The organism is Hyalangium sp., assembly GCF_035629615.1.
In the GTDB taxonomy this organism is placed as follows: domain Bacteria; phylum Myxococcota; class Myxococcia; order Myxococcales; family Myxococcaceae; genus Hyalangium.
The window spans coordinates 1-10414 of the sequence record NZ_DASPHO010000638.1 but is presented as its reverse complement, the minus strand read 5'-3'; the positions used below and the strand labels follow the sequence as shown (position 1 = coordinate 10414).

At 68.5% G+C, this 10414-nt stretch carries 8 protein-coding genes; 3 read left to right on the top strand and 5 right to left on the bottom strand.

The window, feature by feature from the left end:
* On the top strand, positions 1-1340 hold a 1340-nt coding region (gene maeA / locus VD972_RS32785), incomplete at its 5' end, for an oxaloacetate-decarboxylating malate dehydrogenase (RefSeq protein ID WP_324992730.1).
* 5 nt (positions 1341-1345) lie between these two features.
* Here maeA and VD972_RS32780 read toward each other — a convergent pair.
* The 3 genes from VD972_RS32780 to VD972_RS32770 all read right to left on the bottom strand — a co-directional run bounded on the left by VD972_RS32780 (position 1346) and on the right by VD972_RS32770 (position 3594).
* Complete coding sequence (locus VD972_RS32780; protein ID WP_324992729.1) at positions 1346-1555, bottom strand: hypothetical protein; 210 nt, start codon at positions 1553-1555, stop codon at positions 1346-1348.
* Between the two features lie 185 nt (positions 1556-1740).
* On the bottom strand, positions 1741-2544 hold the full coding sequence (locus VD972_RS32775; protein ID WP_324992728.1) for a DUF4142 domain-containing protein: 804 nt from the start codon (positions 2542-2544) through the stop codon (positions 1741-1743).
* A 225-nt stretch (positions 2545-2769) separates the two neighbouring features.
* Entirely contained in the window at positions 2770-3594 is an 825-nt protein-coding gene (locus VD972_RS32770) for a hypothetical protein (protein ID WP_324992727.1), read from the bottom strand.
* Positions 3595-3814: 220 nt separating this feature from the next.
* On the opposite strand from VD972_RS32770, the gene glgX reads away from it, so the two are divergent.
* Positions 3815-5953, top strand: coding sequence for a glycogen debranching protein GlgX (gene glgX / locus VD972_RS32765; RefSeq protein ID WP_324992726.1), 2139 nt, complete (start codon positions 3815-3817; stop codon positions 5951-5953).
* Between the two features lie 93 nt (positions 5954-6046).
* Here the strand turns inward: glgX and VD972_RS32760 are convergent, their stop codons facing one another.
* Positions 6047-7600, bottom strand: coding sequence for a M4 family metallopeptidase (locus VD972_RS32760; protein WP_324992725.1), 1554 nt, complete (start codon positions 7598-7600; stop codon positions 6047-6049).
* A gap of 142 nt (positions 7601-7742) precedes the next feature.
* Positions 7743-8357, bottom strand: coding sequence for a carbonic anhydrase (locus VD972_RS32755; RefSeq protein WP_324992724.1), 615 nt, complete (start codon positions 8355-8357; stop codon positions 7743-7745).
* Positions 8358-8528: 171 nt separating this feature from the next.
* Between VD972_RS32755 and VD972_RS32750 the strand changes: the two genes are divergently transcribed.
* A complete protein-coding gene (locus tag VD972_RS32750) occupies positions 8529-10343 on the top strand; it encodes an acyl-CoA dehydrogenase (protein ID WP_324992723.1) in 1815 nt (604 codons plus the stop codon).
* Positions 10344-10414: the final 71 nt, after the last annotated feature.

The window sequence follows — 10414 nt, the reverse complement described above, 5'->3', positions numbered from 1 at the left end:
ACCCGCGTGGCCTGGTGGTGAACCCGGAGAACATCGATCAGATCGACGCGCTGCTGGAGAACACGCCGTTTCCGGACGTGCAGCTCATCGTCGCCACGGACAACGAGGGCATCCTCGGGATTGGCGATCAGGGCTTCGGCGGCCTGGCCATCTGCATCGGCAAGCTGTCGCTCTACACGGCGGCGGCGGGGATCGACCCGGCGGTGACGCTGCCCGTGGAGCTGGACGTGGGCACGAACCGGAAGGACCTGCTGGAGGATCCGCTCTACCTGGGCGTGAAGCGGCCGCGCATGGAGGGCCAGGAGTACGACGACTTCATCCACCGCTTCGTCACGGCGCTCCAGCGCCGGTTCCCGAACGTGCTGCTGCAGTGGGAGGACTTCAGCAAGCAGAAGGCGTTCGACGTGCTGAGCCGATACCAGGACGTGGTGCCCTCGCTGAATGACGATATCCAGGGCACGGGGGCGGTGGTGCTCGCGGGGCTGCTGGCGGCCTCGCGCCGCAGCCAGCAGGACCTGAAGCAGCAGGCGTTCCTCATCCACGGCGCGGGCGCTGGCGGCGTGGGCGTGGCTCGGCAGATCGCCCGGGGCCTCCAGCTGCAGGGGCTGTCACTGGAGCAGGCGCGGCAGCGCATCTTCCTGATCGACTCCAAGGGCCTCATCCTCAAGGACCGGCGCGGGCTGGAGCCGTACAAGCTGGAGTTCGCCCACGAGCCTTCGCGCGTGGCGGGCTGGAAGCTCGAGAACGGCATCCCGAGCCTGCTGGAGACAGTGAAGGCGGCGAAGGTGACGGTGCTGCTGGGCCTGTCAGGCCAGCGCGGTGCGTTCGGCGAGGAGGTGGTGCGCGCGGTGGCGGAGAACACGCCGTACCCGGTGGTGTTCGCGCTGTCCAACCCCACGGCGAACAGCGAGGCCCTGCCGCAGGACATCTACCGCTGGACGGAGGGCCGGGCGCTGGTGGCCACGGGCAGCCCGTTCGAGGACGTGACGTGGGACGGGGCGACGCACCCGGTAGGACAGGGCAACAACGCGTTCATCTTCCCGGGACTGGGGCTGGGCGTGCTGACGTGCCGGGCACGGAGGGTGTCGGATGGGATGCTGACGGCGGCGGCGCTCACGCTCTCCGAGTTCGTGGACAAGGGGCGGCTGGCGCAGGGTGGCCTGTACCCGCGGATGGACAAGATCCATGTGGCGAGCAAGCAGGTGGCGGTAGCGGTCATCCGGCAGGCCCAGCGGGAGGGCTTGGCCACGGAGAAGCTGCCGGAGGATCTGGAGGCGCACCTCGAGGCGCGCATGTGGCGCCCCGAGTTCCTCCCCCTCCGCAAGACGCGGAGTGGCTGAGCCGCTCAGCTCACGCCGACGCCTGGGTAGGGATTGGACGAGGGTTGCGGCTCGATGATGCGCGGCTCATCGCCTCGGGCCGGCGTCCTCCCGGGGCCCTCAGAGGGCCGCAGCGGCGGCACGCTCGGAGCGCGCTTCTCGTCCTCCGGCTGCGCGGTGCGGCCAGGGTGCGGCGTCTCAGGGATCGGAATGTGCAGCACGTCCTTCTTGCTCATGGCGTCGCCTCCAGGTGCTCAGCTCCAGAGTCAAAGGTGGTGAGCCCTCGACCGGCCGAACACCCCGGCACGCCTCGCACGCATGGCTGCCAGGCCGGCACGAGGCCCTCTCGCCATGCGGGAACAAAAGAGCTCCCGCGCGCCGGCTCCCGAAGGAACCGACGCGCGGGAGTGGCGAGGGGCGCCTAGAACTTCTTCTTGCTGCCCGGATCCATCGTGTTCTTGTCGTCGATGCCCTGGCTCCCCTTGTTCACGCCACCCGCGCCGCCGGTGCCCTTGCCCATGTCGTGGCCCATGCCCGGGTGCATGTCACCGGAGCCGCCCACGCCAGAGCTCGAGCCCGGGCCAATCCGGCCCAGTAGCGTGTAGGCCTGCTGCCGGTGCTGGGTGACAGCCTGGGCGTGCTGCTGGAGCAGCGGGGTCACCGCCGCGTCGGTGACGTTCTGCTGGGCCGCCATCAGCTTGCCGAGCACCTCGTCGTGGTCACCCACCATGCTCGCCAGGAAGCACGAGTCGAACGGCTGACCCTTGAGCACCTGGAGCTTCTCCATGTTGGCCTTGTGGGCGGCCATGGACCTGCGCTCCACGTCGTTCAGCGGCTTGGGCTCGGCCAGCTTGTGGCCCTTCTGCTGCGCGTAGGTCATCAGCTTCTGGTCCGCCGCGGTGTGATCCTTCACCAGCATGTCACCGTAGCTCTTTACGTCCTGGCTCATGCCGTTCTGCTGCGCCAGCCTGCCGAGCTGGATCTCCATCTGGTTGACGTGGTGCAGCCGCTCGAGCATCGCCCTCTCGTCGGCCGGCACCATGAACCCCATGTGCTCGATCATGCCCCCCTTGGCCATGCCCTTGCCGGCCTTGGCGGTGGGGTCCTTCATCGTCTGGCCCTGGGTGCCCCCCTGGGTAGCTCCCTGCGTGGTGCCCTGCGCGAGTGCGGCACCTCCCACCACCAGCGAGCCCGCGAGGAGGAGTCCCTGAATCATGCGCTTCATGTGCTGCTCTCCTTCGTTGAGTGACCGCCCGGGTGAGGCCCCCATCGGCTCTCTGCCTTCGCGGTCGAGAAAACGGGGCGCACCTTGGCGACCTGGAGAGCCGAGATCACCCGACGTATGCTCGAGACGTGTGGCGCCGTACGTTTCAGCTCTCGGGTTTCCTGCAGTGGACTCTGCTTCTGTCCTGCAGGTGAGAGATGCCCACGGCGGCGCCGCGTGCCCTGCTCAGCGGCGGCGCTTGCCGAGCACGTCGATCTGCTTCGCGACGGTATCCCCGGCAATCAGATCAAACGACGCACGGACCTCGCTGCCCTCGCGGATGCGTGTCACGGGGATGCGCCGCTCGCCGCGCCGCGCACGCGTGTCCTCGTCCACGCGCAGGACATAGGGCTCACCTGTCTCGCGGTCGATGACCTCGATGACTCCCTTGGAGACCTTGTTCACGCGGCCCTCGAACACTGCGCTGGCGATGGGCCGCGCCTCGGAGTTCTGCTCCGAGCCCGAGCCGCCCGTGCCACTCCCCTCACCGGCTCTGACGTTGGCGAGCTCCGCGCTGAGCCGATCCACCTCGGCTCGCAGCCGGGCGAGCTCCGCCTGGGCCTCATCTGAGGCGAGCTCCGTGACTTCCCCTGTTCCGCCACCTGCTGCCCCACCCGTGCCTGCCCCACCCGTGCCCGCCCCCTCCGTGCCCGCACCTTCCGTGCCCACCGAGTTACCGGGGCCATAGAAGGTCTGTCCCGGACCCGTGGCGGCCCCAGGCGCCGGGTCTCCCGTCCCCATGAAGTTCGGCCCGGTCCCTGGCGCGCCAAGCCCCTGCTGCCCTGCCCCGCCCACCTGCCCTGTACCCCCGACACCCCCGCTCGGGTCGGTGCCTCCCGTGTTCCCCTGAGGCTGGCTCTGGACCGAGAACGAGCCCGTCGTGGGTGGACCGCCCAGGCCTCCACCCGCGGGCTGACCCGTGTTCGCTCCTCCGCTCCCCTGCTGGGCGTAGCTCGTCTGGGACAGACAGAACGTGGCCGCGAGTGCGGCCGCCAGGATGACTTTTCTCATGGGCTCGGCTCCTCTTCCCTTCCCGCGCAGAGAAGTTGGGTTGCCGACACCCGGACACCAAGGGTCGAGGAGACCTCGCGCCGCACGCCTGCCCGCTGGCGAGAGGCCCCTGCGAGCAGGAACTGACGTTCAAGGGAATTCAGTGTGAGCACATCTTGAACATCGGCGAGCAAGCACCCAGATTGGGCCGGCACTCAACAATGGGATGGACGGCAGGGTGATGGGAATCGAAGTGTGGCCAGGCAAGCCCTACCCTCGTGGGGCGACGTATGACGGGACTGGGGTGAATTTCGCGGTCTACTCGCAGATCGCGTCGCGGGTAGAGGTCTGCCTCTTTGATCCGAGCAACCCCTCACGGGAGATCGCCCGCTTCGATCTGCCCGAGGTAACAGAGTTCGTCTGGCACGGCTTCGTGCCAGGCCTGGAGCCAGGCAGCCTCTACGGCCTGCGCGTGCACGGCCCGTACGAGCCCGGGCGCGGCCACCGCTGCAACCCGCACAAGCTGCTGGTGGATCCCTACGCCAAGGCGCTCCACGGCGAGGTGGACTGGAAGCAGCCCGTCTTCGGCTACACCCTCGGCCACAAGGACCAGGACCTCGCGCGCGACGAGCAGGACAGCGCCGCGGGCATGCCCAAGGGCGTGGTGATCAGCGACTTCTTCGACTGGGGCAATGACCGGCGCCCGGATGTCCCCTGGCGCAAGACGGTCATCTACGAGGCGCACGTGCGCGGCCTCACCATGCGCCACCCCGCCGTGCCCGAGCACCAGCGCGGCACCTACGCGGGGCTGGCCCACCCGGCCGTCATCGAGCACCTGCTCAAGCTCGGCGTCACCGCCGTGGAGCTGCTGCCGGTGCACGAGGCCCCGGACGACTCGTTCCTCAACAACAAGGGCCTGTCCAACTACTGGGGCTACAGCACGCTCAACTACTTCGCCCCCCAGCAGCGCTTCGCCAGCCGCCGCACGCCGGGCTCCCAGGTGGCCGAGTTCAAGTCCATGGTGAAGGCCCTGCACGCGGCCGGCATCGAGGTCCTCCTCGACGTCGTCTACAACCACACGTGCGAGGGCAACCACCTGGGGCCCACCCTCTCGCTCAAGGGCCTGGACAACGCGGCGTACTACTGGCTGATGCCGGACCGGCGCTACTACCTGGACTTCACCGGCTGCGGCAACAGCGTGAACGCCTCGCTGCCGCAGGCCGCGCGGCTCGTCGCGGACTCGCTGCGCTACTGGGTCACGGAGATGCACGTGGACGGGTTCCGCTTCGACCTGGCCACCACCCTGGGCCGCGCGGGCGCGGGCGAGTTCAGCCCCAACGCCCCCCTCTTCCAGATCATCAACCAGGATCCGGTGCTCTCCAAGGTGAAGCTCATCGCCGAGCCGTGGGACGTGGGCATGGGCGGCTACCAGGTGGGACACTTCCCAGCCCCGTGGCGCGAGTGGAACGGCAAGTACCGCGACGCCCTGCGCCGCTACTGGAAGGGAGACGAGAACCTCGCGGGCGAGGTGGGCTACCGGCTGCAGGGCTCCTCGGATCTGTTCCAGGAGGCACGGCGCCGGCCTCAGGCGAGCATCAACTTCGTCACCGCCCATGACGGCTTCACCCTGCACGACCTGGTCACCTACAGCCACAAGCACAACGAGGCCAACGGCGAGCTCAACCGCGACGGCGCGGACGACAACCAGGCGTGGAACTGTGGCGTGGAGGGCGAGACGGAGGATGCCCACGTCATCGGCCTGCGCGAGCGGCAGAAGCGCAACCTGCTGGCCTCGCTCTTCCTCTCCCAGGGCGTGCCCATGCTGGTGGCCGGCGACGAGATGGGGCGCACCCAGGGCGGCAACAACAACGCCTACTGTCAGGACAACGAGCTCTCCTGGGTGGACTGGAACCTGGATGCGCGCCGCAAGGCGCTGCTGGAGTTCACCTCGCGCCTCATCCAGTTCCGCCACCGCCAGCCCGTGCTGCAGCGCCGCCGCTTCTTCAAGGGCGAGCACATCTGGGACTCGCACTTCAAGGATCTGTCGTGGTACCGGCCGGACGGCACGGAGATGAACGAGGCGGACTGGCAGAAACCCTTCGTGCGCTCGCTGGCGTTCCTGCTGGGCGGGGACGCCATCCCCACCCCGGACGAGCGCGGCCAGCGCATCATCGGCTCCGGGCTGCTGGTGCTGCTCAACGCGCACCATGAGCCCGTACGCTTCACCGTGCCCCACGCCCCAGAGGGCAAGCGCTGGGAGCTCGAGTTCTACACGACCGATGACTCGGTGAGCGCGGAGCCGGTGCGGCCCGGCCCCTTCGAGCTCGTGGGCCGCTCGCTCGCCGTGTTCCGCGAAGCCCCGCTCGACGGCGAGTCCTGAGCCCCGCAAAGACCACGGGCCGGCTCCCAGGGGGTAAGAGCCGGCCCGCTTGATGCTTCAGGAGACAACCAGGGTAGGGGCCCTTGCCTGAAGCTAGTTCACGCTGACCGCGGACCAGGCCGCGGCCACCGCGTTGTATTGGGTGCTGCCCGAGCCGTGGAGGTCCCGAGCCGCGTTGAGGGTGGCCGTCCGCGCCGCCTTGAAGTTGGTGGACGACGTCATGTAGACGGTGAGCGCGCGGTACCAGATCTTCTCCGCCGCCGCCCGGCCGATACCACTGACCGTTGAGCCGTTGCACGTGGGGCTGGCCGGGCTGCCGTTGGAGCCCTGCGCCAGCAGGTAGAAGAAGTGGTTGGCCACGCCGCTGGAGTTGTGGACGTTGATCGAGCCGACGCCGCTGTACCAGCAGTCCTTCGACTTGCCGTCCAGCGAGGGCTTGTGCATGTAGCGCAGCGCATCGCCCGCCGTGCCCGGAGTGCGGATCTTCTCGCCGATGAGGTAGTCGCCCGCATCGCTGGCGTTGGCCGCGTAGAACTCCACCATCGAGCCGAAGATGTCGCTGGTGGCCTCGTTGAGGCCGCCGGACTCGCCCGAGTAGATGAGGCCCGCCGTGCGGCTCGTCACACCGTGGGTCATCTCGTGGCCCGCCACGTCCAGTGAGGTGAGCGGGCTGAACGCCACCCCGTCACCATCGCCGTACGTCATGCAGAAGCAGCTGTCGGTCCAGAAGGCGTTGTTGTACCGGCTGCTGTAGTGCACCCGGCTGTAGCCCACGTTGCCCGTCCCGTTGATGCCGTTCCGGCCGTGGACGTTCTTGTAGTAGTCATACGTCACCTTCTGGCCGTAGTGGGCGTCCACGCCCGCCGACGCGGGATCCGAAGTCGTGCCGCTGCCCCAGGTGTTGTCGGCGTCCTTGAAGGTGGTGGTGCCGCTCGTGGCGCCGTTCAGGTTGGCGGTGTAGAAGCCGTTGCCGCGCGTCACGTCGCGCAGCTCGTACCCGCCCGAGGTGATGGTGTTGGTGCCGATGGACACCGTGCCCGAGTAGAGCGACCGGCCGCTGCCCGTGGCCGCCGCGGTGTGGACCATGTCGAAGCTCTCGAGCACCTTGCCCGTGTGGGCATTCACCAGCACGTGCAGCTCGCTCGGGGTGTCGTCCGGCTGGAAGCCCTCCAGGATGACCTCGTAGGCCAGCACCGGCACCTGCTCCCGAGCGGAGATGACGAGCTCCGCCGCGGCGGGGCCCACCCGCTTGCCCGTGAAGGCGCTCTCGGCGAGCACCGCGGCGCCCGCGGCGTCGAGGACCGGCGTCATGCTCAGATCCCGGAGGCTGGCCTTGTTGGAGGCGGAGACCTCGCGCAGCAGGCCGTTCGCGTCATGGTGCGACACGATGTCGCCGCCAATCACCCGCAGGCCCTTGAAGCGCTTGTCGAACCGGACGTGCTCCTCGCCGTTGTCATCCTTGATGACCGAGCGCGCCAGCAGCTCCTCCCCCATCTCCTTCTGGCTCTTCAACGCCTGCTGCGCCCGCGTCACCGCACTCGCTCCCTCCGAGGGATCCACCTCGTGAGAAGAGGTGACTGGGAGCTCTGTGCTGCCACAACCGAAGAGGGTCAGGGTGGCCAAGGCCGTCAGCAGGTTTCGAGTCATGCGTTCGCTCCGGGGGATTAGCGATGCAGACCCTTTCTAGCAATCACTCGTATTCCTGTAAAGCAAGAATTCAGCAGAAGCCAAATTATCCAACGCTGGCAGGACCTTAGCCCGGCTCATTCCGGTGAACGGGGCCCGGTACTCAGAGGTCGAAGAAGTCCACCTCGCCGGTCTCCAGGCTGTACTCCGCGCCGACGACGCGCAGCCCATCCTCGAGCACCATCCGCTCGAGGATGCGCGAGCCGTGCTTCAGGTGGCTCACCGAGGCCCGGACGTTGGCGCGCACCGCCGCCTGCATGAGGCGCTGCCGATCCTCTGCCAGCTCGGTGTGCACCAGGCCTTCGATGGAGGGCCGGATGCGGTCCACGATGGAGAGCAGGTTGGGCGAGCGCGGCGCGCTGGGCTTCTCGATGGCCTCGAGCGTGGCGTCGATGGCACTGCAGAGGGTGTGGCCCATCACCACCACCAGCCGGGGGCCCAAGGCCTCGGCGGCGAACTCGACGCTGCCAATCTGCGAGGGCGCGACGATGTTGCCCGCGACGCGGATGACGAACAGGTCCCCCAGCCCCTGATCGAAGACGATCTCCGCGGGCACCCGCGAGTCCGAGCACCCGAGGACGATGGCGAAGGGCTTCTGGCCCTTCACCAACTCGCCGCGCCGGAGCTGGCTGATCAGCACCTCTGCACTCCGGAGGTGATTCACGAACCTCCGGTTGCCCTCTCTCAACCGCTCCAGCGCCTGCTGGGAATCCGTCATGCCGCCCCTCTACCTCACGGTCAGGCTGGCAGCGAGGAGAACCGTGGCCCCCCCGGCGGTTGCCCACCGTGTCCTCTCCGCCCTCGCTGTCACTGCGCGCTCGCGGTAGCCTGGGGCCGTCTTCCACCAGCCGCCGGCCAGGCCCCTGGGACCGGCGCAGGAGTCCGTCTGATGTCGTCTGCGAATCACTACAAGCCCAACCTGCGCGACCTGTACTTCAACCTCTTCGAGTTCCTCGACATCGGCCGCACCTCGCTGGGCAAGGGGCCCTTTGGAGACATCGACGAGCTGGCGGCCCGGCAGGCGCTCGAGACCTTCGCGCAGGTGTGCCTCGACGAGGTGGCACCCAGCTTCACCGAGTCCGAGCACACCCCCCCCGTGCTGGAGAACGGCGAGGTGAAGCTGCCGCCGCTGCTCAGGCGTGCCATCCAGGCGTACTTCGACTCGGGGATGAACCAGTTCGAGCTGCCCACGCACATGGGCGGCCTGGGCGCGCCGCCCTCGCTGGCCTGGGCCTCCTTCGAGCTGCTGGTGGGCTCCAGCGCCCCCGTGGCCTTCTACACGCTGGGCACGCTCGTCTCTCGCGTCATTGACCGGCTGGGCACCGAGTCCCAGAAGCGGCGCTACCTGCCCCAGATGATCGACAAGCGGTGGATCGGCACCATGGTGCTCACCGAGCCGGACGCCGGCAGCGACGTGGGCGCCGCGCGCGCCAAGGCCCGCCACGTCGGCGGGGACGTGTGGGAGATTGAAGGCGTCAAGCGCTTCATCACCAGCGCGGAGCATGACGCCTCGGAGAACATCGTCCACATGGTGCTGGCGCGGCCGGAGGGCGCAGGCCCGGGCACCAAGGGCCTGTCGCTCTTCATCGTCCCCAAGTTCTGGGTGGAGGAGGACGGGAAGCTGGGCGAGCGCAACGGCGTGGTGTGCACCGGGCTCGAGAAGAAGATGGGCATCAAGGGCTCCGTCACCTGCGAGCTGACGTTCGGGGACGGGAAGCCCGCGCGCGGCCTGCTGGTGGGCGAGGTCCACGAGGGCATCCGGCAGATGTTCCACATCATCGAGCAGGCGCGCATGGCGGTGGGCATGAAGTCCATGGCCACGCTGTCCACCGCGTACCTGAACGCGCTGGCCTTCACCCAGGAGCGCAAGCAGGGCGCGGACCTGCTCGCCGGGCGCGACAAGACGGCGCCGCGCGTGACGATCATCCGCCACCCGGACGTGCGCCGCATGTTGATGGCGCAGAAGGCCCACGCCGAGGGCATGCGCGCCCTGGCCCTCTTCACCGCCTCCCTCCAGGACCAGGTGGAGATCAAAGGCGGCCACCGAGCCCTGGAGGCCGCGGAGCTGGACGCGCTCAACGACTTGCTGCTGCCGCTGGTGAAGGGCTACTGCTCGGAGAAGGCGTACGAGCTGCTGGCCGTCTCGCTCCAGTGCTTCGGCGGCTCGGGGTACCTGATGGACTACCCCGTGGAGCAGTACATCCGGGACCAGAAGATCGACACCCTCTACGAGGGCACCACGCACATCCAGGCGCTGGATCTGCTGCTGCGCAAGATGGCGCGCGATGGAGGGTCGACGATCCAGGGCCTGCTGGGGCAGATCCGGCAGACGGCCGAGTCGGAGCTGGGCGGCAAGGAGCTGGAGGGGGAGCGCGCGGCGCTGGGCAAGGCGCTCGGGGACCTGGAGACGATGCTCGGCACGCTGATGGCGAAGCTGGGCGAGTCGCTCTACCACGCGGGCATGCAGGGCAACCGGGTGCTGATGTCCGTGGCGGAGGTCGTCATCGGCTGGCTGCTGGTGCGGCACGCGGCGGTGGCGCTGGAGCGCACCAAGGTCAACCCGGGCGACAAAGCCTTCTACGCGGGCAAGCTGGCCTCGGCGCGCTGGTTCTGCAGAGAGGTGCTGCCGGGCATTGCCCACAACGCGCGCATGGTGGAGCACAGCACCCTGGACCTCATGGAAGTGCCCGACGAGGCGTTCTGAGCGGCCCGGGTAGGGGCCACTCCTACGGTCCACGTTGACTTGCCCGCCGGTACGACGGTAGAGCCTCCCAC